Genomic DNA, 25,616 nt, shown 5'->3' on the forward strand with positions numbered 1-25,616 from the left:
CGTCTCCCTATGCGCTTTTCTTCGCGTCTTGCTGCTTGCTGATTTCTGCCGTTGCTGACAATTCGTTTTTGGCTTGCTTCTCATATAGGAAGGTCAGTACGGCTTGGCGGTACTTTTGATATTGCGGGTTGTCGGCCATCGCTACGCGATTTCTAGGACGTTCCAGTTCGATATCTAAAACTTCACCAATCGTCGCTGCGGGTCCATTGGTCATCATCACTATCTTGTCGGAGAGAAGCACGGCTTCGTCCACATCGTGAGTAATCATGATGACGGTATTATTGAGCTCCGCCTGAATCGCCATTAGCGCATCTTGCAACTTGGCACGAGTCAACGCATCGAGTGCGCCAAACGGTTCATCCATCAATAAGACTTTTGGTTTTAATGCTAGAGCGCGGGCAATACCAACGCGCTGCTTCATACCGCCGGAAATTTCATCTGGCCTCTTGTCGGCCGCGTGAGCCATTTCAACCAGGTCGAGATAATGATGAACCTGCTCTTTCACCCAAGCTTTATCTTTGCCCTTCGCGACCTGCTTTACTGCAAGTTCAATGTTTTCATACACGGAAAGCCAAGGCAGTAACGAGTGATTTTGGAACACTACCGCTCGTTCGGGGCCTGGGCCATCCACTTCACGGCCATCGACAATCACGCCACCATCGGTGGGAAAATGCAGACCCGCGACCAAGTTCAGTACTGTAGACTTACCGCAGCCTGAGTGACCAATTAGCGAGATAAACTCCCCTTTTTGGATTTGTAAATTGACGTTCTTTAGTGCCACAAACTCCCCTTGTGGCGTAGGGAACCGCATTCCTAGCTGGGTTAAGTCAAGTAAAGGTTTCGACATCGTTAACTTCCTTATTCGATAATCAAGGCGCCATTTCTTCTCAATGAGAACAGAATGACAACAGAGCCTAGTTAGCGAAGCGATTGTTGTTTGTTCCAAGAAAAATGCTTTTGCAGCAGCAACATGCCACGATCAAGCAATAAACCGATAAAGCCGATGGTGATCACCGCGACCATGATGCGGCCTAGTGACGCTGAGCTACCATTTTGGAACTCATCCCACACGAACTTGCCAAGCCCTGGGTTTTGCGCCAGCATCTCTGCTGCAATCAACACCATCCAAGCAATACCGAGTGACAGTCGAAGACCTGTAAAAATCATTGGAATCGCTGAAGGCAATACGATAGTGCGAATATGCTGCCACCAAGAAAGCTTGAGCACCTTACTCACGTTGAGCAGATCTTTATCTACGCTAGTAACACCTACAGCGGTGTTAATGAGTGTCGGCCACAAGCTACACAAGGCAACGGTAATCAATGAGTTAACGAAAGATTTCGCAAACAAAGGATCGTCACTCACGTAAGTCGCACTGACGACCATGGTCACAATAGGCAGCCAGGCCAAAGGTGACACCGGTTTTAAAAGCTGAATGATTGGGTTAAATGCCTGATACACGCCTTGATTCAGACCCAACACAATCCCAAGGGGAATCGCAATCACTGACGCTAAGATAAACCCACCTGCTACAGTGATAAGTGAGGTCCCAATCTGGTCAAAGAAAGTCGGTTTCCCCGTATAAGGGCGGATCTTCACTTTCGCGTCCGGATTTTTCGCCAGCTTGGCTGCGTTGCGCTTTTCTTGACGCTCAACAAACGCCACCGCTTTATCACGCTCCTCAACGTGTTCTGCGGCTAAGTTTTTGAACTGTTCAAACGTCTGAACGGGTCCCGGTAAGGTACCTAAAGACGTCTCTACTTGTTTTGCTGCCAAATGCCACATCATCAGGAAACACAAAATCCCAATGAGGGGGAACAACAGCACTCGGCTGCGGTTCACCACCATGTCGCGGCTTGGCTTAAGTGAAATTACGTTCGTTGCCATCGCCTATACTCCTTAGCTTTCTCGGCTTACTCGCTTTAACGTTCGTGATAGACGTTCGCGTCTAAACTTTATCGTTACCTTTCAGACCGATAGAGAATTTTTTCAGGTACTCATTCGGCTTACTACCGTCATACACGATGTTGTCGATAAAGTGAGTTTGTGGGGCGCGGAAACCATCTTCATTTTTGAAATCAGGGAAGTCTTTCGACGTTAGCACGCCATCTTCGACTAAGGCCTCAGCCGCTTGTTGATAGATATCTGGACGGTAAACTTCTTTAGCGATATCCATGTACCATTGGTCATCTTGCGAGTCTGCAATCTGTCCCCAACGACGCATCTGAGTGAGGTACCAAATCGCATCACTGTAGTATGGGTACGTGGCGTTATGACGGAAGAACACGTTAAAGTCAGGCACATCACGCTTATCACCTTTCTCATACTCAAACGTGCCCGTCATGCTGTTGGCGATAACTTCAGCATCAGCACCAACATAGGCACTTTTCGAGAGCATTTTCACTGCTTCTTGACGGTTGGCATTGTTGTTTTCATCCAACCAATGTGCAGCACGGATAAGCGCTTTCACAACGCGGATATGAGTATTTGGGTTTTCCTCAGCCCAAGACTTCGATACACCAAACACTTTCTCAGGGTTGTTTTTCCAAATCTCGTAGTCTGTCACCACAGGAACGCCAATGCCCTTAAATACCGCTTGCTGATTCCACGGTTCGCCTACGCAATAGCCTTCAATCGTACCCGCTTCCATTGTGGCTGGCATTTGAGGCGGCGGTGTCACGCTAAGTAGTACATCTGCGTCTACTTGGCCACTGTTATCACCTGATTTTGGTGAATAGTAACCTGGGTGAATTCCCCCTGCTGCCAACCAGTAGCGCAGCTCATAGTTGTGCGTTGAAACGGGGAAAACCATACCCATGTTGAACGGCTTACCTTCATCAAGGTAACCCTCAACCACAGGCTTTAGCGCGTCCGCCTTAATTGGGTGAACAGGTTTGCCATCGGCCTGCTTAGGAATGTGCGGCTTCATCGCATCCCAAGTGTTATTGGAAACGGTGATGGCATTACCATTGAGATCCATACTAAATGCAGTAATGACCTCCGCCTGAGTACCGATACCAATCGTCGCGCCCAGCGGCTGACCAGCTAGCATATGAGCGCCGTCCAGCTCACCATCGATGACGCGGTCTAGCAGGACTTTCCAGTTAGCCTGCGCTTCCAATGTGACGTAGAGACCTTCATCTTCGAAAAAGCCCTTTTCGTAAGCGACTGCTAGCGGTGCCATGTCAGTCAGTTTGATAAAGCCAAATTTGAGCTCCTCAATTTCCGGCTCACCTAACTCAGCCCAAGCCGACGTGCCAACCAGTAGCGTTGCCGTTGCAATAGTCGCGGTACTGACGCGATGAAACGTCTTACCCACTTTGTTTGCTCGTTGCGTCCATGTTTTCATAACACTATCTCCGTGTGATGCTTAAAAATTTTTCCAAAAAGGCGCTACTGCCATCTATAAGCAATAGAGCCTATGTGTAAGCAGTAACGCCGTCGCCAACCTTCCATTCACCGCCGTTGATGAGTTCAGGAGCTGCCCACTTAAGGGCGGGGGTATTGTAGTTAATATTAGTAATTCAATATGCGTGCCATATTTAAATTTTCCTATAAAATCATAACCTTAATAAAATCCAGACTCCATCCTGACTTTCTTTTGCTTCTCCAGTGTGCACCCTGCACCAATTGAATGAATTATCATTAACCCCAAAGTGGTAGTTAAAGATGGATGGATTCCAACGTGTTGATCAGGTTCTTTGCAACTTGGTTAAGCGATAGGCTCGACTGCATAGCCGATTTTCGAAGCGCAGCAAACGCCGTTTGCTCGTCAAGATGGTGATACTTCATCAGCAGACCTTTGGCTTTTTCGACAACTTTTCGCTCTTCGAGCTTCAAGTTTAATGCTGCGATTTTTTGATCATCTTGAATCGATTTATCTCGCACTTGTCTGGCGTGAATCACCCAGGCGTTGAGCTCGAATTGAGAATCATGAGGTAGCAAAACATAGTCATTACTTGCAGGTAAGCGGTTGATATCATTGTTATTAAGCTGTTTTAGGATTACAAGAAGTGGACGCTGTAGTTGCTTGGCAACCTCAATGATCAGCGACAGTTCTGCACAAGGCTGCTGCCAAGAAATAACAAGGGTGGCTGAGGGCTCTTTTTCGAGCATGGACTCCAGCTGAGATAGCTGGCAGCCCATGATTTTATCAAAGTCTCTGGCAAGTCTAGCGCTTATATGCGCCTGCTCGGCGATTGAATCGCAACAAACTAAGACTGGTGTTTTTGGCATACGATTTCCCTAACATAGTGTTCCTTCACTCGTTAGTCCATCGCAATATGTATGCCAAAGTCGCTGGGCTTTGGTTTGAGCCTTGTTCCAATCTGCCGACAAGGTAAAAAGCGCCACAGTCATCGTACTAATAACGGAGTTGGCCATCAGTTCTTGCTCATCTTCAGGAGTGCCCAACGGACAAGGAATCTCGCGTTGCTGAGTCATGCACTCTTCAATGTAACTCGAGTTCACTTTGCCGTTTTCTGCCCACCAAATGGTTTGACTTACCTTGGGGTTATATTCGGTCTCACCCGACTGTCCTTTAAAAGAAACGGTTCGCTGAGTTTGCGCCGTGGGTAGGTGTACTAGCGATTCCACTTTGGCGTGTAACTCTTGAAAGCCTGGGTGGAAACTGCCGCGCAGTGCAAACGGCGCATTGGCTGGGTTTAAAGCGCGAGCAACGGTGTTGACGGGCGTTCTTAGTCCATATCGATGCTTCCAATCAAGCATGGTCTTAACTTGCGGCAGAAAATTCTCAAGGGGTAAATAAGTGATGTTGAACTGCTCAAGTCGTTGCTGCGCATCCGCAAGACTGTTTGCAGTGGTGATATTAAGCTGGTTTAAAAAGTCTCTCGCGTGCAAGCGATTATGCATTTTATCCAAATCGCCATGAAGCAAGATTCTCACACCACTGTCCGCCAATATCTTGGCTGCGACCAAATGCCAAGGTAAACCTGACGTTTGGCCGGTGCGTTTTCCTGCATACAAAGGCCAATCAAGATCAGCAAAGCTCTCTGATGAAGATTTAAGCGCCTGTACAAAGCCAGCGATTTCCTCCGGCGTCTCATCTCTCACGCGAATTAGCATCATCAGCATGGCCATTTGGTCATCACCGACCTCACCATCCATAAACGCAGCCATGACCTCGCACGCCTGAGTTTGCGTAAGCGGACCTCTACCTCGTGAACCACGGCCTACCGTGCGAATACATTCTTGAATTAACGACACATCTTCTCCTACTTAATGTGACTTTCCCAGCCTAGACATCAGAGCGGCGATACCAACAGTTCATCTTGAGTATATTCTTTCGCTATATCAACAAGCTGCTGGCGAATTGACACCACTTCACCAATGATCATCAACGCCGGGCTCAAGCCGCGAAGTTGCTCCGCGATTTGATTCAGTTGCGATAGCTCGAAAGTATATACTTCTTCTTCTGCGCTACAACCTTTACCGATAATAGCAACAGGCGTGGAAGCCTTCAGTCCTGCTTGCACTAAGCCACTTTGAATCTCGAGGCTTTTCTCAAGCCCCATATAACAAACTAACGTTTGCCCTTGAGCAATCAGCGATGACCACGCTGGCAGTGCGCCAGACACGACATTACCGGTGACAAAGGTGACACTGCGTGCCACTTTGCGATGGGTTAACGGGATTAGTGCGCTTGAAGAACAGCCAAGCGCAGCGGTAATGCCCGGAATCACTTCAAATTCAATGTTCGCAGCTTTTAGCGCCAGTGCTTCTTCTCCACCACGCCCGAATACAAAAGGGTCACCACCTTTTAACCTTACTGCGCGATACCCTTTCAGGCCACAATCTTTAAGGATTTCGTTAATCGAGTCTTGATTCAGGCTTGGCATACCACAGCGTTTACCTACATAAAATCGTAACGTGCTGCTGGGAATCAAATCCAAGATCGGCTGACTGACTAGGCGATCATAAACCACAATATCCGCCTGAGATATCCGCTTATGGGCAGCCATGGTCAGCAAGTCCGGATCACCAGGCCCCGCCCCGACAATGGAGACAAACCCATTTTCAGATCGATAAGGCAGCTCATCAATAAAACCAACATCTTGCTGTTGGTGCAAACGGTATGCATGCTCATTCCTTTGAGTATTCATCCTACAACTCCTTGGTTAACTGAACCATTATTTAACTATCACGTCGATATGCTGAGCGTGCTGAAAGTGCTGATTGGCGAGCTTTTCCACCTCTGGTAGACAAGACCCGCAATTACTGCCGCATTTGAGCTGACTTTGAAGCTGGGCGACACTGGTATGGCTATGAGTTTGAATCGCATCAATGATCTGTTTTTCAGTCACTCTAAAACAACTGCAAACCAGCTTGCTTGTCGCACCCGTTTGGGTCGCCTTGAGAAGTTTTGACAGTGAAAAAGGCTGCCCCAACAGCTGTGAAAGCTGCTCGACATCAGCATCAAAGGTCTTATTCTCTACTTGAATAATACTTTTTACCGTCAGCGCGGCGTCATCAGCACAGCTTAGCGTCACCCAGCCCTGCTCGGTATCCATCACCAATAGCTTGCCGTTTAGGGCGGCGCCTGTTGCCTGATTCCAAGTGTGCTTCTCTAAGGGTACTTGCGTCGCATAGCGCCATAAACGCTCGCCAGCGCCACCAATGTCAGTCACTTGCATAGATGCAAAGTCCGCGAGGCTACGCAACTTGTCACAGCCCTCGCCTATGGCAACCATATAGCTGCCAATGCCAAATGGAGCGACGCGAACTAGCGTCGATTTAAACGCTGGCTGACCCGAAATAGGGTCAACCACGGATTCTGTCACCTGGTTAACACCACTGCCGGCACCAAATTCGCCTGCCCAGTGCATCGATAAATACACACTGTGCATACTCAAACCTTCGTCTGCTCTGATACGGGCGATCACATTGCCGCTGCCATCTGGCAGTGTTAGCTCGGCAAGTTGCTCCGTTTTAAGCTCTGCTCTTTCAATCGAGATTGGGTTTAAGTAGAGCGTAGGCTCGACCTCCTTTTGGGTAAGCGAAGGAACGTAGCCTGTGCGCGTCATGGTATGCCACTGGTCGCGGTCACGTCCCGTATTGAGAATGAATTCTTGATGTCCGCGAGGCGTTTCAAGCTCAATAGTCTCGGGAACAATCAAATTGGCACGCCCAGAAGGTGTCGCAAACGAACCATCGGCAAACGGTCTCTCACTACCAAGCGGCCATTGCACTGGTTGCCATTGTTGATAGTCGCTTTCAGTCAGTGTACTTAACTTGCTTAAATCGAATAGCTGAGGCGCATGTTTGTTGATGCCCGATAACTTGATGTGTTCTTTGAAAATCTCATACTCACTGTGATACCCAAACCCATCGCTAACATCCATTAAGCGACAAAAAGCCTGACCTACCTTGGAAATAGCCCACCAATCTGGCCTGCTTTCACCGCGCATAGGCAAGAATGCTCGCTGGCGAGACATCATGCGCTCAGAGTTAGTTACCATACCCTGCTTTTCACCCCATCCTGCGGCGGGTAGCAAAATGTCCGCGTAATGGGCGATATCAGAATCAGCACAGATATCCGACACTATTACCAACTCACAGCGCTTGAGCGCTCGTTTGATCTTCTGACTTTGTGGCAGTGACACGACTGGATTGGTTGCCATAATCCAAACCGCTTTCACTTCACCGCGTTCTATCGCATCAAATAGATCCACCGCTTTCAAGCCGGGTTTGGTTGCCATGTCTGGGGCCTGCCAAATCGCCTTAACTTGCTCTATCGACTCAGCATCAAAACCCCGATGGGCAGCCAGTTGATTCGCCAATCCACCTACCTCTCGTCCCCCCATCGCGTTGGGCTGACCAGTAATCGAGAAAGGGCCGCACCCTTCACGACCGATTTTGCCCGTTAGTAAGTGAGCATTAATAATGGCATTGCCTTTATCAGTCCCATTCTCAGCCTGATTCACGCCTTGGCAATAAAGCGTAATCACGCGCTGCTTGGTCGCGAACCAATGATAAAACTGTTTAAGGCTAGTTTTATCGACTTGAGTTTGCTCGGCAACAGCATCAAGAGAACAAGAGGGTTGTTTTAGCGCTTTCATCAGCGCATCCGCGCCTTGCGTGTGCTCGTCGATATACTCTGTATCTAATTGCTTGGTGTCATCGCAATACCGCGCCAACCCCATAAACAGTGCCACATCGCTGTCGCTTACAAGAGGCAGGTGTAAATCCGCTTGTTCTGCGGTCATGGTTTTACGAGGGTCGATCACCACCAGCTTTAAGTTTGGATTTGATTCTCTCGCTTGTTGAATTCGTCGAAAGACGATCGGGTGTGTCCAGGCCATATTGGAGCCCACCAACACAATCATCTCGGCCAGCTCTAGGTCTTGATAATTCACGGGCACGACATCTTCACCAAATGCACGAACGTGAGACGCAACCGCAGACGACATACAAAGTCGTGAGTTGGTATCGATGTTAGCGCTGCCAATAAAGCCTTTCATAAGCTTGTTGGCTACATAGTAATCTTCTGTCAGCAGTTGACCTGAAACATACATAGATAGCGCGTCACTACCGTGCTGCTGTTTGATGTCATAAAACCGCTCTGCGATAGTATCAATCGCTTCTTGCCAGGACGCCTGTTTGCCGTTGATTTTTGGGTACAACAACCTTGCTGGCCCAGTATGGCTTTGATCCAAAGATGAGCCTTTTACGCATAGCGCTCCCATGTTTGCAGGGTGTGAAAGATCGCCACACGTTGATGCTTGATTCGGGGTGCTGACACACTTGGCCACTAAGCCGCAGCCGACACCACAATACGGACAGGTTGTTTTGACACTTCTCGGCTTCATAGCTTCTCCTTGAGCCCGGCGACATCGATAAAAAAAGCGCCTCTTCTTATTTCAAGAAGAGGCGCCTTTGCCATTGACGAGTTAGTTATTGTTCACGGTCATCTGTCTTATCTTTTCAACAAGACACGTCCTTTGATAAAAGAGAGAGCAAGAATGGTTCCAATCTTGATAATGTTATTTATCAGTTAGTTACGTGAAAACGAGGATTGTGTGATGCACTGTTTTGGGGAAGCGCACAAATAATGGGCGATCGTTGCTCAATTTGTAGGTAACCACCAGTAATGTACTTCCTTTACCATATCTTGAGCGCTAAACTCTAGCCTCACTCACAAAAAATAGCCTTCAACTATGACAGCTTCAAAAATCAAATTCATCGCAACCGACATGGATGGAACCCTGTTAGACGAACAAGGCCAGCTTCCTGCGCAGTTTCCTGCGTTATTTCAAAGGCTAAAGTCTCAAGGAATTCTGTTTGCTGCGGCGTCCGGACGTCAATATTATAGCTTGCGTGATACCTTTGCTGACTACCAAGACGAGATGCTGTTTATCGCTGAAAATGGCACCATGGTTATGCATCAAGACAAAGAGCTGTATAGCTGCACGCTCGATTCAGCCTCTGTGCCTGACATCATTCGTCAAGCCCGTGCTATCTCCGGCGCGTTTATTGTGCTGTGTGGTAAGAAAGGTGCCTATATCGAAACACAAGATCCAAAGGCGCTGGCAGAAATCAGTAAATATTACCACCGCTGTCAATATGTCGACGACTTGCTGAGTGTGGAAGACGAATTTATTAAAGTTGCTCTGCTTCACTTTAATGGCTCTGAGGCTCACATCGATCCGGTGATCCGCCCAGTATTTGGTGAAGATTTTCAAGTCGTGGTTAGCGCTAAGATTTGGCTCGATGTAATGAACAAAGTCGCATCAAAAGGCGCGGCCATTCACCACCTACAGCAAACCATGAACTTTACTTTTGAACAGACTATGAGTTTTGGTGACTACTTTAACGATGTGGAGATGTTGAAGGAGAGTTATTACTCTTACGCGATGGAAAATGCCCATCCAGATGTCAAAGAACTTGCCCGCTTCTCTGCACCGAGCAATACAGAAGATGGTGTGATTAAAGCGGTCAACGCCTTTCTTGATGCTGAGCTTTCTGTCGCTAAATAGAAGCCAGACAAACCGGTTCACTGTGTAAACAAAGAGCATGGTAAAAAAAGAGCATGCCCAGGCATGCTCTTGTTATTTTTGCCAGCGCTCAGCGGCCTGTGCGTCGGATTCGCGAGAGTCAACCCATCGAGTTGACTCTGTCGTACGCTCTTTCTTCCAAAATGGCGCCTTGGTCTTCAAGTAATCCATAATGAATTCGCACGCTTCAAACGCTGCACCTCGGTGAGCACTGGAAACACCAACAAACACGATTTGGTCACCCGCATCGAGATCGCCTACGCGGTGAATAACTCGAATACCATTAAGCATCCATCTCGTTTCCGCTTCATTGCAGATTTTTTGTAATGCGCGTTCGGTCATTCCCGGATAGTGCTCAAGTGACATACCTTTCACATTGTCGCCCAAGTTCATATCGCGAACTTTGCCAGTAAAAGTAACTATCGCACCCGATGCACTGCCTTCCGCAAGAGCATCATACTCAACGCCTACTGAGAAATCTTGTTGCTGTACCGATACTCGAATCGTCATATCAGCCACCAGTTACCGGAGGGAAAAAGGCCACTTCGTCACCATCACTGACGGCTGCCGTCAGCGGGACAATGTCTTGGTTTACCGCAGCCAATAACTTGCCAGAATCAAGCGCCAAGTCCCACTTGCCCTCTTGCTTCGCTAAGTGAGCACGGATGGCTTCAACCGTGTCAAAGCCGGCATCAAGTTCAAGCTCGTCGACACCAACCAGTTCGCGAGTTTGAGCAAAAAACAGTACTTTGATCATGATTCCACCTTAAAGTGACCTGACTTACCGCCGGTTTTTTCTAGCAATCGAACGCTGTCGATCACCATGTCTTTCTGTACCGCTTTGCACATGTCATAAATCGTCAATGCCGCGACGGAGGCTGCAGTCAGAGCTTCCATTTCTACGCCCGTTTTACCCGCTAGCTTACACACGGATTCGATGCGTACTTTGTTTTCACTTTCCAGCGCTTCTAGCTGCACTTCCACTTTAGAAAGCAGTAGCGGATGACACAGTGGGATCAAATCCCAGGTTTTCTTCGCCGCTTGAATACCCGCAATACGTGCGGTAGCAAACACATCTCCTTTGTGATGGTTGCCAGAGGTAATCATTTTCAGCGTCTCCGGTGCCATATGCACAAACGCTTCTGCACGCGCTTCGCGAACCGTCTCAGCCTTAGCTGAAACATCAACCATATTGGCCTCGCCCGATGCATTAATATGTGTAAATTCCGACATGACTAACCCCGACACTTACTTAGTTAGGTGAGGCATGAAATTGCAAGGGCGATGACTTGCATCGAGTTGCTGCTTAATGATTTTCGTCCAACCCGTGCGACATGCACCTGTTGAGCCAGGCATCGCAAAGATCACCGTGTGATTAGCAAAACCAGCAATCGCACGTGACTGAATAGTAGACGTACCAATCTCTTCGTAAGATACCGCGCGGAATAGCTCACCAAAGCCTTCTACTTGCTTATCGAAAAGAGGCACTAGCGCTTCTGGTGTGCTATCACGAGAGGTAAAGCCTGTACCGCCTGTGATCATTACCGCTTGAACGCTTTCGTCAGCAACCCACTGTGAAACCACTGCTCGGATTTGGTAGATGTCATCGATAACGATTTTTTTGTCTGCCAACGTATGACCCGCTTCTTGCAGGTTTTCAACCAGGTAGCGACCTGATGTGTCGTTCTCTTCTGTACGTGTATCTGAAACGGTTAGCACTGCGATATTCGCAGGCACAAATTTGCTCTCTGCGTGACCCATGATTTTCACCCTATAAAAACTGTAAACATTAAAATCGACGACGCGAATTAGCCGCCGATGGATGCCAAGTGAGGCGTCATTCCTGAATTGCCATCATGTAGGAAGTGACTGACCGACTTGGTCTGTAATTGTGCTTGAATGCGCTTGATTAGCGCCTGCTCCTGCGCGTCTTCTTGCAGTAAGTCTCGCAGCTCTACACCATGCTCACCAAACAAGCATAAATGCAGCTTACCCATTGCAGAGACACGCAAGCGGTTACAACTTTCGCAGAAGTTTTTCTCGTATGGCATGATCAAACCAATCTCGCCCTTATAATCGGCATGCACGAATACTTGAGCCGGGCCGTCGTTGTTTTGACGCGCTTTAAGTATCCAACCGTTGGCGATAAGTTGATTGCGTATGTCCACACCTGAGACATGATGATTTTGAAACAGCTCGTCCATTTCCCCGGTTTGCATCAGCTCGATAAACCTAAGTTGGATAGGACGATCTTTGATCCAGTTAAGAAACGACGGCAGCTCTTTGGCGTTGAGATCTTTCATCAACACCACATTGACTTTGACCTGCTCGTAGCCGATCTCAAACGCGCGATCGATGCCAGCCATCACCTCAGTAAACTTATTCTCACCTGTAATTTGGTGGAACATACGAGGATCAAGACTATCAACGCTGACGTTAATATGAGTCAAACCCGCTCGCTGCCAGTTATCAACTTGCTTTGCCATACGATAACCGTTAGTTGTCGTAGCCACTTTGCTGATGCCAGGCGTATTCGCGACCGTTTCAATGATCTGAGGGAAATCCTTCCTAAGACTAGGCTCACCACCAGTAATACGCACCTTTGACGTGCCACAATCTGCAAATGCAGTGACAACACGCTTTATTTCAGGCAGCGTTAAAAATGCTGGTCTCTTGTGACCAGGTGGTTTGTAGCCATCAGGGAGGCAATATGTACATCGGAAATTACAGACGTCTGTAACCGACAAGCGCAAGTAATAGAACTTGCGATGGAATTTATCTTCGAATTGTTGCGCCACGGAACACCTTTCCAAACACGGGAGGCGTGATCATTTCCAATCAAGCCCTTGTGACCAAATGTCACTGGCTCAACACGCTTATCTTGATTGATATTACATCAGAAGACTTAGCGTCGTGAGCTCGGAGTTATGGCAATTAGCGATATGAGTCGCTAACAGCGTGTGAGTAAAATACTCAATAACGACAGGGTTTTCCAGCTTTGCAATCAAAAAACCTTATCTATTCGTCATTTTTATTATAGTTGAGTATCGCAAATGAACAATTTACCCTATGTTACGAAAACTAAGTAACACAAAAGTAGAATAAGATGAGCAACTATTCATCAAAAAATCGTGGCAATCGGTGGCGGTCACGGCTTAGGGCGCATGTTGGCTGCGCTGAAAGACTTCGGCTCTAATGCCACAGGTATTGTCGCAACAACTGACAATGGCGGCTCCACCGGCCGTATTCGAGAGTGCCAAGGTGGCATTGCTTGGGGCGACACTCGCAACTGTATCAATCAGCTCATTACCGATCCGTCTATCGGTTCAATGATGTTTGAGTACCGTTTCAAAGGCACGGGCGACCTGAATGGTCACAACCTTGGCAACCTTATGCTTACCGCACTGGATAACTTATCCGTCCGCCCTCTCGACGCAATTGAGCTGATTAGAGACTTGCTTAAAGTCGATGTTAATATCATCCCAATGTCTGAGCATCCTTCTGATCTCAAAGCACTTTCAGTAGAAGGGAAATGGGTTACGGGTGAAACCTCCGTGGATGAAATGGAGCAAGACCTACAGCGTCTTGATTTAGAACCTGTCGTTCCTGCGACTAAAGAAGCGGTCGATGCGATTCTCCAAGCGGACTGTATTGTGCTTGGCCCTGGTAGTTTTCTAACCAGTATTATGCCGCCGCTTTTGCTTGCTGATCTCAGCCAAGCCATTAACAGTAATACCAAAGCCAAAGTGGTGTTTGTTGAGAACCTATCACCCGAGTATGGCCCGGCTGGACGAATGACGCTGGAGCAAAAACTGCAATGGTGTGAACGAGCTCTGCATGGCAGAAAACTCGATGTTATTTTAGGTGAGCAGGCTCACCCAGATATTTGCTCACGCTGGAACTGTATGACTCAACCTCTGGCCTCACCCAATCGTGATTGGCGCCATGATAGGAATAAACTCAAACAAGCAATTGAGTCGCTGCTGCAATAAGCTCAATGTGATTCACTTGGACTTTCCAATAAAAGCCTCATACTCAGTCACTTAGAGCTAGTTGGGGCTTTTTGTATACTAGGTAAGTATTCACTCACAGTTCCTCACTGCTATTCTGATAAAAACCCTACTTAGTTAACAATTGCTAACCAAGCAAATTGTTGCGTTGCCATGAATGCATCACTCTAGCATCACAACAATCAAAATAGCGAAGTGCCGACATGAACCAGTACGTGAATGACCCATCCAATTATCAACTGCTGATCAAGAACCTCCTTTTCTCCCCCGTTGCTTTTGATCCAGACCAAGAAATCATCTACGCCAATTACCGTCGCCATACTTATCAGACCTTTCATGATCGCGTGAGGCAACTTGCTAACGCCCTAACCCAAATGGGCGTAAAAAAAGGCGATACAGTGGCAGTAATGGACTATGATTCTCACCGTTACTTGGAGTGCTACTTCGCTATTCCTATGATTGGCGCCAAGCTGCATATGATTAACGTGCGCCTCTCTCCAGAGCAAATTCTCTATACCATCGACCACGCAGAAGACGATGTCCTGCTCATCCATGAAGAATTTTTACCAATCTTGGATCAAATCAAAGGACGTATCGACACCATCAACGATTACGTGATACTCCGTGATGAAGGAGATTGTGAATATGAGCAGCGATTGGCGGCGCAACCTAACGAATTTGACTTTCCTGACTTTGATGAAAACACAGTCGCTACCACCTTTTACACTACAGGTACGACAGGGATGCCAAAGGGGGTGTTCTTTACTCACCGTCAATTGGTGCTGCATACCCTAGGGATTCTAAGCTCTCTCGGTACCAATGCGGTTCAAGGCCGGCTGCATCAAGGCGACATCTACATGCCTATTACGCCAATGTTTCATGTTCACGCTTGGGGTCTACCTTATATGGCGACCATGCTTGGCATCAAACAGGTCTATCCGGGTAAATATGTTCCAGATGTGTTGCTTGGCCTTATTGAACAAGAAAAAGTGACCTTCTCACACTGCGTACCCACCATCTTGCACTTGCTACTCAACTCACCCAAATCTTCCTCAATGGATTTATCGGGATGGAAAGTCGTCATTGGCGGCGCCGCATTGCCAAAAGCACTTTGTCAGGCTGCATTAGCACGCAATATTGATGTCTTTGCCGGATATGGCATGAGTGAGACCGGTCCAATCCTGTCGATAGTGCAACTCACACCTGAACATCTTGAAGAGGATATGGATACTCAAGCGGAGTACCGGGCGAAAACCGGTAAAAAAGTCGCGATGGTCGAAGTTGAGATCGTCGATGAACAAATGGAGCCACTCGCACACGATGGCGAAACCACAGGCGAAATTGTCGTTCGAGCCCCGTGGCTTACACCGAGCTACTACAAAGACAATAAGAACTCGAAGGCGTTGTGGCGAGGTGGTTATTTACATACTGGCGATGTGGCAACTATCGACCAAGAAGGGTTCATCAAAATTACTGACCGCGTGAAAGATATGATTAAAATCTCAGGTGAATGGGTCAGCTCCCTTGAACTTGAGGACATTCTCCATCAACACAAAGCCGTGTCTGAAGCCGCTGTGATTGGCATGCCGCACAATAAATGGGGCGAAGTTCCTCTGGCTCTGATCACGCTAAAACCTGAACAAACGGTGACGGAAAAAGAGCTTTTAGGATTTGCAAAGGGCTTTATCACCAAAGGTATCCTCGCCCGCGAAGCGCTACTAATGAAGATTAAGTTTGTCGATACCATTGCTAAGACCAGCGTTGGTAAAGTTGATAAGAAAGAACTTAGAAAATTGTATCTATAGAGCGCTGCTTTAACGAGCTAACATAAAAAATGCAGCCTCTAAGGCTGCATTTTACGTTTGGTACCTTTGATGCGCTAGGCTTCTATCGTCTCGAGGTAGCTAATATAAGTGGTATGTGTGTTAGCAAGCAGCGCAAGCACTTGGTCAATCAGAGCTTGATCTTCCACCAGTTCGTTTTGCTTCGATTTCGCATCAATTTGGATCGCAAGTTGGCATAAAGGCTCAGCACCAAAACTGGCAGCGCTGCTCTTGAGTGCGTGGCATATTTCCGCCAGCAACTCCATTTTGTCGCTAAGTACGCCTTCACTAAGCTGACTTTGATACGTCACCAACTCACCAGTGAATATTCCAAGTAAAATAGGAATATTACTCACGCCAATTTCGTTAGTAAGCTGCTCAACTCGGTCTTGATTCATAAACGTCATGCTTTGGTCTCACTCGCATTCCATGCTTGGATTTTTCTATAAATGGTCGATGGACTTACGTCCAGGTACTTTGCCGCCTGTGGGATGTTGCCATCACAAGCCTCAATGGCCTGTTCAATGGTACGTCGCTCAGTTTGCCACAGCGGCACAATATCTTGTGGACCAAATGACGAGACCGTGATCGATGATGCGGTTGGTTTCATGACGACCAAAGGCTCATTCAACGGTGGCGGCAGCATATCTAACGTGATTTCTTTACCGTGGTTAAGTACCACGACATTGCGCAGCACATTTTGCAATTGACGCACGTTACCTGGCCACTCGTAGTGGATGAAGCGTTCAATCACATCTTGAGAAAAGCGCACGAAGCTCTTCCCTTCCTCATGCGACATGAAACCCAATAACGAGTAGGCAATTTCAATGACGTCTTCTTCACGATCACGAAGCGGTGGCAGGTGCAATGGGATCACGTACAAACGGTAGTACAAGTCTTCCCTAAACCGCCCTTCTTGTACCTCTTTCCAAGGGTCGCGGTTGGTCGCACACACAAAGCGCACGTCCACTTTCTTCATGCGCGAAGAGCCCACTTTTTGGAAAGTACCGGTTTGGATAAAGCGCAGCAGTTTGGTTTGCAGTTCGAGATCCATCTCGCACAGCTCATCAAGAAACAATGTGCCGCCATCAGCAAGCTCAGCCGCACCTTGTCTATCAACCGCTGCGCCAGTAAAGGCGCCTTTGACGTGACCAAACAACTCACTTTCAATCAGATCTTTCGGGATCGCCGCACAGTTAATTGCGATAAATGGTTTATCACCGCGTTTACTCGCAGCGTGAATGGCTTCGGCACATACCTCTTTACCGGTACCACTCTCACCCGTAATAAAAATACTGGCTTTACTGGATGCGGCGGAATCGATAGTGCGATATACGGCTTGCATCGGCTGACTACTGCCGATAAAACCTTGATAGCTTGGGCTACCCGTATCGTTGATTTCATCGCGCAGTTTAGACGCTTTGCGAATCGCATTGGTTACTGTTACGCGCAGACGGTCAGCTTCACAAGGCTTAATCAAAAAGTCTTGGGCACCGTGCTGCATCGCATCGACGGCGATATCAATAGAACCGTGCGCCGTCATAAAGATGATAGGCACGTCTGGATGAGATTGTTTCACTGCGTCCAAAACATCCATCCCCGTCATATCGGGAAGACGCAGATCAAGAAGTATCAGATCGGGTGTCCGATGCTGTAAGCTTTGAATCGCATCGCGGCCATTGCCTACGATATTGATATCAATCCCCAATGGAGAAAGATACGAGCGATATAAAGCTGCAACGGAGGCCGTATCTTCTACCATCAGTAAGTAGCGAGACTTCGGCTCGTCGAATAAAGGTTGCATAAATCCTAGCTAACTGTTGTTTTATTATGTTTGCTTTATTTGGTTACTCTATAAGCATATTCGCATTTTGCAATTATTGATTAAGAAAAACCATTTTTATTTTACTGCTTAAAGCTTGAGCAGCCTACCAGACTGCTCAAAGCTTGTTAACTGTTAGCGATGAAGTGTTGTCTAAGTTTCTCTATTTCATCACGTTTTTCTGCAGCTAGTTCAAATTCTAAGTTCTGAGCGTGTTGATACATTTCTCCTTCGAGCTTGAGAATTTGTTTTTCGAGATCTTGTGAGGATAGCGCCACATACGCTTGAGAAGGCTCTGCGACCTTAGAAAGTGGTACCTGTTTGCCTTTCTTCGGCTTACCACCTTTGACTGCACCACCAATTTCCATAATGTCTTTGATGTTGCGCTTAAGCGCAGTGGGTACCAGCCCCATTTTTTCATTGTAAGCATGCTGCTTTTCACGGCGGCGCGAAGTCTCATCGATGGCTTTTTGCATCGACTTGGTGATACGGTCGCCATACAAAATCGCTTTGCCTTTGATATTACGCGCGGCGCGGCCTATGGTCTGAATCAAAGAGCGTTCTGAGCGCAGGAAACCTTCCTTGTCAGCATCAAGGATCGCCACCAGCGACACCTCTGGCATATCCAAACCCTCTCGAAGCAAGTTGATCCCCACCAGCACATCAAATTCACCCAAACGTAAATCGCGAATGATCTCGGTACGTTCAACAGTATCGATATCTGAGTGCAAGTAACGCACCTTAACGCCGTGCTCACTGAGGTATTCAGTCAAATCCTCTGCCATGCGTTTGGTAAGAGTCGTCACCAACACACGCTCATCGCTCGCAGCGCGAGCTCTCGCTTCGGAGAGCAAATCATCTACCTGAGTCGCAACAGGACGTACTTCAATTTCTGGATCCAAGAGACCCGTCGGACGCACCACCTGATCGGCTACGTCACCATTAGATTTCTCTAGCTCATAAACACTTGGTGTTGCAGAGACAAAAATGGTTTGCGGCGAAATCATCTCAAATTCTTCAAACTTCATTGGACGATTGTCCAACGCCGAAGGCAAACGAAAACCAAACTCCACTAGCGTTTCTTTTCGAGAGCGGTCACCTTTATACATTGCGCCAATTTGTGGCACGGTCACGTGTGACTCATCAATAATGAGCAACCCGTCTGCTGGCAAATAATCGAATAGTGTCGGAGGCGGCTCACCCTCTTTGCGACCACTCAAGTAACGAGAGTAGTTCTCGATGCCTGAACAAAAGCCAAGTTCGTTCATCATCTCAATATCAAATTGGGTACGCTGAGAAATACGCTGCTCTTCAAGTAGCTTATTGTTTTCTTTTAGATAAGTTGCACGGCTGGTAAGTTCTTTTTTGATCTCTTCTATCGCATCTAGAATACGTTCTCGCGGCGTTACATAGTGGGTTTTCGGATAGATGGTGTAACGCGCGATATCGCGTTGGGTAATCACACCCGTTAACGGGTCGAAAAGACTGATGCAATCAATTTCATCATCGAACATTTCAAGGCGTACCGCTTCTTGATCCGATTCAGCAGGAAAGATATCGATAACTTCGCCACGTACGCGAAATTGGCCACGTTCAAACGCAACGTCGTTACGGGAATATTGCAGTTCTGCGAGTCGAAGTAAGATATCACGTTGGTCGATCACCGCACCGCGAGTCACGTGAAGCATCATTTTTAAATACGAATCGGGATCGCCTAGGCCATAAATGGCAGATACTGAAGCGACAATAATCGCATCTTTGCGCTCAAGCAGAGCTTTGGTCGCCGACAAACGCATTTGCTCGATGTGAGCGTTCACTGACGCGTCTTTTTCAATAAACGTATCTGTGGTCGGTACATACGCCTCTGGCTGGTAATAATCATAGTAAGAAACGAAGTACTCAACCGCATTGTTCGGGAAGAAGGCTTTCATCTCACCATAAAGCTGTGCGGCGAGGGTTTTGTTTGGTGCCAACAAAATAGCGGGTCTTTGCGCTTGGGCAATGACGTTCGCTAACGTGAAGGTTTTACCGGATCCGGTTACCCCTAGCAAAGTTTGGTGGGCGAGACCTGAATCCAAGCCATCGACTAACTGCGTAATCGCGGTAGGTTGATCTCCTGAAGGTTTGTAATCAGAAACCAATTCGAAGTGTTTTGCCATCTATTTGTATCCCTTATCTGCAACCCTACTATTTGAGCGCTAGCGCTATCAATTTGCAACCTAAAGCTCGCCTTTATACGTGCAATTTGCTATTGTGTGCACCCAAGCAAAACCCACGTCTACACCCAGCGTTTCAAACCATCCACGGTTTTTCCCCAATCAATCCTAGCTTAGCTGTTAATAATAATATTCTCATTTTTGATACTCCAAACCCCAGCTTTTAAAAGTCATTATATTTCAATCACATAATTGACAATTTATTCAGTTATTCACACCCCATCAAATGAGTAATTACTCAATTCAACATTCTCTACAGCGCAATTAACACATTTATCCACAATTTTGGTGGATAAGTAAAACAACCTTATGAGCAATAAGGCTCTCAGGAAAGTAAAGTTTTTTTTGAAGTTTTTTTTGCAGTGATTTTTCATAAAAACCATTGACTCATACATCTAGGGTAGCTAAGATTCGCCCCGCTTTAAGCAATTCCCCCTTAGTTCAGTTGGTAGAACGGCGGACTGTTAATCCGTATGTCGCAGGTTCGAGTCCCGCAGGGGGAGCCAAATTTAGAATAAGCCGTGTCGTAAGACGCGGCTTTTTCGTTTCTAAGCGACAGAAATCCCTACAGGATTTTATGCCGCAGAGCTCGCCGCCCGCGTTCCAGTCCCGCAGGGGGAGCCAAATTTAGATTAAGCCGTGTCGTAAGACGCGGCTTTTTCGTATCTGCGTCTCACAAACTCCTTCCAGATAACAGCCTTTTTGTCTGCTCCCACTCACCCAATTCTGTACGTCTTTTTTTGGTTTTAGCCCGAATGCCTATACTTTTCGTACAAACGAGCAAAACCATAGATTTCACAGGTTGTTATTCACCGCTCAAAACTGGATAATATCGGGATCGGAGCTCTTTACACTTTTTATTATGACCGAATATCTTTTGTTGTTGGTGGGCACAGTACTCGTCAACAATTTCGTACTGGTTAAATTCCTTGGATTATGTCCATTTATGGGCGTATCTAAAAAACTCGAGACGGCCATCGGCATGGGTCTTGCGACAACATTCGTACTGACTTTAGCCTCAGTGTGCGCCTACCTTGTAGAAACCTATGTGCTTGTACCTTTAGGTATCCAATACCTGCGAACGATGAGTTTTATCCTCGTCATCGCGGTGGTAGTGCAGTTCACGGAGATGGTAGTTCACAAAACCAGCCCTACTCTATACAGGCTACTCGGTATCTTCTTGCCACTGATCACGACCAACTGCGCCGTATTGGGTGTTGCACTGCTAAACATCAACGAAAACCACAACTTCATCGAATCCATTATCTATGGGTTTGGCGCAGCCGTTGGTTTCTCTTTGGTACTGATCCTATTTGCTTCAATGCGTGAGCGTATTGCGGCCGCAGATGTACCAGCGCCATTCAAAGGTGCTTCTATCGCAATGATTACCGCAGGACTCATGTCTCTTGCGTTCATGGGCTTTACAGGGTTGGTGAAACTATAATGAGTACCATCCTTATTGCCATCGTTGCTGTTGTTATCCTAGCGGGTCTGTTTGGCGCCGTTCTGGGCTTTGCCTCTATCAAATTCAAAGTAGAAGCTGACCCTATTGTCGATCAAATCGACAGCATTCTGCCGCAAACTCAGTGTGGTCAGTGTGGTTACCCAGGTTGTCGCCCCTACGCCGAAGCGATTGCTAACGGCGACGCAATTAACAAATGCCCTCCGGGTGGTCAACCGACAATTGAAAAGCTTGCAGACTTAATGGGTGTCGAAGTCGAAGATTCTGCACACGATGCCGAAAAATCGATTAAAAAAGTCGCCTTTATCCACGAAGACATGTGCATTGGCTGCACAAAATGTATTCAAGCGTGCCCTGTAGACGCCATTGTAGGTGGTACTAAAGCTCTACACACGGTTATCAAGGATGAGTGTACCGGCTGTGACCTTTGCGTTGCGCCGTGTCCAACTGATTGTATTGAAATGATCCCGGTAGAAACCACCGCGGATACATGGAAATGGCAAATGGATGCTATCCCTGTCGTCAACATTACCGAACCAACGACAGAACTAAACGGTAAGTAGGGAGCATTATGTTATCACTCATCGAACAAATTAAATCAGGCTCCCTTTGGGACTTCCCTGGCGGCGTGCACCCGCAAGAAAATAAGACACAGTCTAACCGCAATGAGATAGCACGTGCTGCTGTACCGAGCGAACTCGTCATTCCTCTAAAACAGCACATTGGTAAGCCAGGCGACCTATTGGTTAACGTTGGCGATAAAGTACTTAAAGGTCAGCCGCTAAGCCAAGTCAACGCGGCCTTCATGTTGCCTGTTCATGCGCCAACGTCCGGCACCATCAAAGCGATTGAACCTCGCACTATTGCTCACCCATCGGGTTTGAATGATCTCTGCATTGTGATTGAAGCGGATGGCGAAGACACCTGGACTGAGCTTTCTCCTGTCGAAGACTACCGCGCACTTGAGCCAGACGCGCTCATCGAGACCATTCGTCTTGCCGGTATCTCAGGTATGGGCGGCGCAGGCTTCCCAACAGCGAAGAAAATTCAATCGGGTTTACAGCGCACTGAAATCTTGATCCTCAACGCCGCTGAGTGTGAGCCTTACATCACGGCAGATGACCGCTTAATGCAAGACTGCGCCGATGAAGTAATTGAAGGCATCAACATTCTCAAGCATATGCTTAAGCCAAAGCTGACCATCATCGGTATTGAAGATAACAAGCCCGAAGCAATAAAAGCATTAGAGAAAGCCGCTGCGAACGAAGACATTGTGATTCGTGTGATCCCAACCAAATATCCATCAGGCGGTGAAAAGCAGCTCATCAAGATTTTAACCAATCTTGAAGTGCCAGTGGGTGGCATTCCTGCCAATATTGGCCTTATGGTACAAAACATTGGCTCTGCGTTCGCAATTAAGCGTGCCGTTTGCCAAGGTGAGCCACTCATTGAACGTGTCGTCACACTCACAGGTAAAACCTTCAAACAACCACGTAACGTCTGGACTCGTATTGGTACGCCAGTGCAAGCGCTGCTTGATGAGTTTGGTTACAAAGCAGATAAGAAATCACAACGTCTTATTATGGGTGGTCCAATGATGGGCTTTACCCTACCGCATGCCAATGTCCCTATCACCAAAACGGCGAACTGTATTTTAGCACCAACGTTTCGTGAGATTGATCCTCGCTCTCACGAGATCGCCTGTATTCGTTGTAGTCAGTGCGCCGAAGCCTGCCCCGCATCTTTGCTTCCACAGCAATTACAGTGGTACGCAAAATCGCAAGAATACGACAAATGTGAAGAGCTGAACCTTAAAGACTGTATCGAATGCGGTGCGTGTGCGTTTGTTTGCCCAAGCGAAATCCCGCTGGTTCAATACTATCGCCAGGCCAAAGCCGAAATCCGCATTCGTAAACAAGATGCCGATGCAGCTGAACGTGCGAAAGTCCGTTTTGAAGAGAAAAAAGCACGCATGGAGCGTGACAAAGCAGAACGTGAAAATCGATTCAAGAAAGCCGCCGATGATCGCCGCAAACAGATGAGTAAATCTGATGGCGACGACGCTATCGCTGCTGCCATTGAGCGCGTTAAAGCGCAGAAAGCCAAAACTGAAACCACTAGTGAAGTGAAACCAGCGGTCGCTGCAGCGATTGCCCGCGCTAAAGCTAAGCAGGCGGAAGCCGCTAAACAAGGTCAAGCAGAGCCAGACAATTCAGAAATGGCTAAACTGCGCGAAGAGCGTAAGCGTCAAGCCAGAGAGCGTAAAGCTGACAAAGCGTCAGCGCCAGAAAACGCTACTGCAGAAACCAGCGCAGATGTCGATCCGAAGAAAGCTGCGATTGCTGCAGCCCTCGCTCGTGCGAAAGCCAAGAAAGCTGCGCAGCAGCAAGATGCGCCTTCTGATTCAGGCAGCCAAGAAGCGAAAAAAGAGGCAGTGGCCGCCGCGATTGCCCGTGCGAAAGCACGCAAACAAGCAACTCAAACTGATCCGTCAGAATCAGAAAGCGAAACACCAACTTCTGAGTCAGACGATTCAAAAAAGGCAGCAGTCGCTGCTGCAATTGCTCGTGCCAAAGCTCGCAAACAAGCCGGTAAAGCTGAGTCAGAAGAAGCGAAAGACGAAGCGCCAGCGTCTGAGGCAGACGCTCCTAAGAAAGCTGCAGTTGCTGCCGCTATCGCGCGCGCTAAAGCTCGTAAACAAGCTGCTCAGGTTGAGCCGGAAGAAGCGAAAAGCGAAACGCCAGCGTCTGAAACAGATGATCCGAAGAAAGCCGCAGTAGCTGCTGCTATTGCGCGCGCTAAAGCTCGTAAACAAGCTACTCAGGTTGAGCCAGAAGAAGCGAAAAGCGAAACGCCAGCGTCTGAAGCAGATGATCCGAAGAAAGCAGCAGTAGCTGCCGCTATCGCGCGAGCTAAAGCCCGTAAACAAGCCGCTCAAGCTGAAACTGAAGAAATGGCAAGCGAAACGCCATCTTCTGAAGCGGAAGATCCGAAGAAAGCTGCAGTTGCTGCGGCGGTTGCACGCGCTAAAGCTCGCAAGCAAGCGGTTCAAACTGAACCTGAAAAAGCAGAATCAGCACAAGCTGAACAACCTAAAGAAGTGGCTACTGAGACGACAACTTCGGAATCAGACGATCCGAAAAAAGCCGCCGTCGCTGCCGCGATTGCTCGCGCAAAAGCTAGAAAACGCCAACAAGAACAAAATAAGGAGAACAACTAGTGTCGTTCTTTATTGCTAGCTCTCCACATGCTCATAGTCGTAAACGTACGCCGGATCTGATGAAAGGTGTGGCGCTGTGTGCGCTGCCAGGCCTTGTCGCTCAGACCTATTTCTTTGGTTGGGGCACGATTATCCAACTCGCGCTGGCGATTGTTGTCGGGCTGGGACTTGAAGCTGCGGTCATGGTGCTGCGTAAGCGATCCCCTGCTCTAGCACTTCGTGACTACAGTGCATTGGTTACCGCTTGGCTTCTTGCTATTGCCATCCCGCCACTGTCTCCATGGTGGGTGGTAGTCATTGGTCTACTATTCGCTATCGTCATCGCGAAACACCTTTATGGTGGTCTGGGTCAGAACCCATTTAACCCAGCAATGGTGGCCTATGTTGTGTTACTTATCTCTTTTCCTGTAGAGATGACAAGCTGGATCACGCCAATCTCTATCTCAAACGAACCCGTTGGTTTTGCTGACGCTTTCTCGCTGATTTTCGGTGGCTTTGATATGGATGGCTACTCACTACAGCAGATCCGTACTGGCATTGATGGCATTACAATGGCAACACCGCTTGATGCATTCAAAACAGGCATCAGTAATGGCAACACCATGGGTGAAGTTCTAAGCCAGCCCATCTTTGGCAGCCTCGCTGGCATTGGTTGGGAATGGGTAAACCTAGCCTATCTGCTCGGCGGTTTGGCACTTCTCAAGTTACGCATTATCCAATGGCACATACCGGTGGCGATGTTAGTGTCTCTGACTGTAGTCAGCGGCTTCTTCGCCATGATATGGCCTGGCGAAACAGGCTCGCCTCTGCTGCACCTGTTGTCGGGTGCGACTATGCTTGGTGCGTTCTTTATTGCGACCGATCCCGTTTCTGCATCGACCACAGTAAAAGGTCGTTTGATTTTTGGTGCCTTCGTTGGCTTGATGGTTTTCATCATCCGTACTTGGGGCGGTTTTCCAGATGGCGTCGCCTTTGGTGTTCTACTTGCCAATATGTGTGTACCGCTTATCGATTACTACACCAAACCAAGAACTTACGGGCACTGATATT

At 47.8% G+C, this 25,616-nt stretch carries 22 protein-coding genes, 1 tRNA gene and 1 riboswitch; of the genes, 8 read left to right on the forward strand and 15 right to left on the reverse strand.

Translation table 11 applies throughout. The features are described 5' to 3' along the window. Window positions 1–7: 7 nt before the first annotated feature. From PG915_RS11555 to PG915_RS11585, 7 genes are all read right to left on the reverse strand, one after another. On the reverse strand, window positions 8–847 hold the full coding sequence (locus PG915_RS11555) for an ABC transporter ATP-binding protein (RefSeq protein ID WP_353496663.1): 840 nt from the start codon (window positions 845–847) through the stop codon (window positions 8–10). Window positions 848–918: 71 nt separating this feature from the next. Further along, the gene (locus PG915_RS11560) at window positions 919–1,887 is read right to left on the reverse strand and encodes an ABC transporter permease (protein WP_353496664.1); all 969 of its coding nucleotides are present in this window, start codon (window positions 1,885–1,887) and stop codon (window positions 919–921) included. A gap of 61 nt (window positions 1,888–1,948) precedes the next feature. After that, window positions 1,949–3,349: a CmpA/NrtA family ABC transporter substrate-binding protein gene (locus PG915_RS11565; RefSeq protein WP_353496665.1), complete on the reverse strand. Its 1,401-nt coding sequence runs from the start codon at window positions 3,347–3,349 to the stop codon at window positions 1,949–1,951. A gap of 314 nt (window positions 3,350–3,663) precedes the next feature. Beyond that, window positions 3,664–4,236, reverse strand: coding sequence for an ANTAR domain-containing response regulator (locus PG915_RS11570; protein WP_353496666.1), 573 nt, complete (start codon window positions 4,234–4,236; stop codon window positions 3,664–3,666). Window positions 4,237–4,245: 9 nt separating this feature from the next. Next, entirely contained in the window at window positions 4,246–5,226 is a 981-nt protein-coding gene (locus PG915_RS11575; protein WP_353496667.1) for a glycosyl transferase family protein, read from the reverse strand. A gap of 38 nt (window positions 5,227–5,264) precedes the next feature. Then, complete coding sequence (cobA, locus tag PG915_RS11580; protein ID WP_353496668.1) at window positions 5,265–6,122, reverse strand: uroporphyrinogen-III C-methyltransferase; 858 nt, start codon at window positions 6,120–6,122, stop codon at window positions 5,265–5,267. A gap of 27 nt (window positions 6,123–6,149) precedes the next feature. Continuing rightward, window positions 6,150–8,828, reverse strand: a complete 2,679-nt coding sequence (locus PG915_RS11585) for a nitrate reductase (protein WP_353496669.1) — start codon at window positions 8,826–8,828, stop codon at window positions 6,150–6,152. Window positions 8,829–9,176: 348 nt separating this feature from the next. On the opposite strand from PG915_RS11585, the gene PG915_RS11590 reads away from it, so the two are divergent. Beyond that, window positions 9,177–9,995, forward strand: coding sequence for a Cof-type HAD-IIB family hydrolase (locus PG915_RS11590; RefSeq protein WP_353496670.1), 819 nt, complete (start codon window positions 9,177–9,179; stop codon window positions 9,993–9,995). A 72-nt stretch (window positions 9,996–10,067) separates the two neighbouring features. Here PG915_RS11590 and moaE read toward each other — a convergent pair whose 3' ends face one another. The 5 genes from moaE to moaA all read right to left on the reverse strand — a co-directional run bounded on the left by moaE (window position 10,068) and on the right by moaA (window position 12,811). Further along, the gene (gene moaE / locus PG915_RS11595) at window positions 10,068–10,523 is read right to left on the reverse strand and encodes a molybdopterin synthase catalytic subunit MoaE (RefSeq protein WP_353496671.1); all 456 of its coding nucleotides are present in this window, start codon (window positions 10,521–10,523) and stop codon (window positions 10,068–10,070) included. A 1-nt stretch (window position 10,524) separates the two neighbouring features. Further along, complete coding sequence (gene moaD, locus PG915_RS11600) at window positions 10,525–10,770, reverse strand: molybdopterin synthase sulfur carrier subunit (protein WP_353496672.1); 246 nt, start codon at window positions 10,768–10,770, stop codon at window positions 10,525–10,527. Further along, the gene (moaC, locus tag PG915_RS11605; RefSeq protein ID WP_042502300.1) at window positions 10,767–11,246 is read right to left on the reverse strand and encodes a cyclic pyranopterin monophosphate synthase MoaC; all 480 of its coding nucleotides are present in this window, start codon (window positions 11,244–11,246) and stop codon (window positions 10,767–10,769) included. The genes moaD and moaC overlap by 4 nt, the downstream gene beginning before the upstream one ends. Window positions 11,247–11,261: 15 nt before the next feature. After that, a complete protein-coding gene (gene moaB / locus PG915_RS11610) occupies window positions 11,262–11,774 on the reverse strand; it encodes a molybdenum cofactor biosynthesis protein B (RefSeq protein ID WP_112462417.1) in 513 nt (170 codons plus the stop codon). A gap of 47 nt (window positions 11,775–11,821) precedes the next feature. Beyond that, window positions 11,822–12,811, reverse strand: a complete 990-nt coding sequence (moaA, locus tag PG915_RS11615; protein WP_353496673.1) for a GTP 3',8-cyclase MoaA — start codon at window positions 12,809–12,811, stop codon at window positions 11,822–11,824. Then, a riboswitch (molybdenum cofactor riboswitch) is annotated at window positions 12,800–12,950 on the reverse strand. (Overlaps the previous gene by 12 nt.) A 227-nt stretch (window positions 12,951–13,177) precedes the next feature. Between moaA and yvcK the strand changes: the two genes are divergently transcribed. Together yvcK and PG915_RS11625 are read left to right on the forward strand one after the other, a co-directional pair. After that, window positions 13,178–14,005 (forward strand): uridine diphosphate-N-acetylglucosamine-binding protein YvcK, encoded by an 828-nt coding sequence (gene yvcK / locus PG915_RS11620; protein WP_420884623.1) that lies wholly within the window; start codon window positions 13,178–13,180, stop codon window positions 14,003–14,005. Between the two features lie 221 nt (window positions 14,006–14,226). Continuing rightward, entirely contained in the window at window positions 14,227–15,828 is a 1,602-nt protein-coding gene (locus tag PG915_RS11625) for a long-chain fatty acid--CoA ligase (protein WP_353496675.1), read from the forward strand. A gap of 74 nt (window positions 15,829–15,902) precedes the next feature. Here PG915_RS11625 and PG915_RS11630 read toward each other — a convergent pair whose 3' ends face one another. The 3 genes from PG915_RS11630 to uvrB all read right to left on the reverse strand — a co-directional run bounded on the left by PG915_RS11630 (window position 15,903) and on the right by uvrB (window position 19,827). Further along, window positions 15,903–16,253 (reverse strand): Hpt domain-containing protein, encoded by a 351-nt coding sequence (locus tag PG915_RS11630; RefSeq protein ID WP_353496676.1) that lies wholly within the window; start codon window positions 16,251–16,253, stop codon window positions 15,903–15,905. After that, the gene (luxO, locus tag PG915_RS11635) at window positions 16,250–17,650 is read right to left on the reverse strand and encodes a quorum-sensing sigma-54 dependent transcriptional regulator LuxO (protein WP_353496677.1); all 1,401 of its coding nucleotides are present in this window, start codon (window positions 17,648–17,650) and stop codon (window positions 16,250–16,252) included. The genes PG915_RS11630 and luxO overlap by 4 nt, the downstream gene beginning before the upstream one ends. 146 nt (window positions 17,651–17,796) lie before the next feature. Continuing rightward, on the reverse strand, window positions 17,797–19,827 hold the full coding sequence (gene uvrB / locus PG915_RS11640) for an excinuclease ABC subunit UvrB (RefSeq protein ID WP_353496678.1): 2,031 nt from the start codon (window positions 19,825–19,827) through the stop codon (window positions 17,797–17,799). Window positions 19,828–20,314: 487 nt separating this feature from the next. Here uvrB and PG915_RS11645 point away from each other — a divergent pair. The 5 genes from PG915_RS11645 to rsxD all read left to right on the forward strand — a co-directional run bounded on the left by PG915_RS11645 (window position 20,315) and on the right by rsxD (window position 25,612). Then, window positions 20,315–20,390 (forward strand) — tRNA-Asn (locus PG915_RS11645). Window positions 20,391–20,746: 356 nt separating this feature from the next. Further along, on the forward strand, window positions 20,747–21,328 hold the full coding sequence (gene rsxA, locus PG915_RS11650; RefSeq protein ID WP_042476631.1) for an electron transport complex subunit RsxA: 582 nt from the start codon (window positions 20,747–20,749) through the stop codon (window positions 21,326–21,328). Then, window positions 21,328–21,909 (forward strand): electron transport complex subunit RsxB, encoded by a 582-nt coding sequence (gene rsxB, locus PG915_RS11655; RefSeq protein ID WP_112462411.1) that lies wholly within the window; start codon window positions 21,328–21,330, stop codon window positions 21,907–21,909. The genes rsxA and rsxB overlap by 1 nt, the downstream gene beginning before the upstream one ends. Before the next feature lie 8 nt (window positions 21,910–21,917). Then, a complete protein-coding gene (gene rsxC / locus PG915_RS11660; protein ID WP_353496679.1) occupies window positions 21,918–24,566 on the forward strand; it encodes an electron transport complex subunit RsxC in 2,649 nt (882 codons plus the stop codon). Beyond that, complete coding sequence (gene rsxD, locus PG915_RS11665; protein ID WP_353496680.1) at window positions 24,566–25,612, forward strand: electron transport complex subunit RsxD; 1,047 nt, start codon at window positions 24,566–24,568, stop codon at window positions 25,610–25,612. Before rsxC ends, rsxD begins: the two co-directional genes overlap by 1 nt. Window positions 25,613–25,616 lie beyond the last annotated feature (4 nt).

Source organism: Vibrio sp. CB1-14, from assembly GCF_040412085.2.
GTDB classification, from domain to species: Bacteria; Pseudomonadota; Gammaproteobacteria; order Enterobacterales; family Vibrionaceae; genus Vibrio; species Vibrio chaetopteri.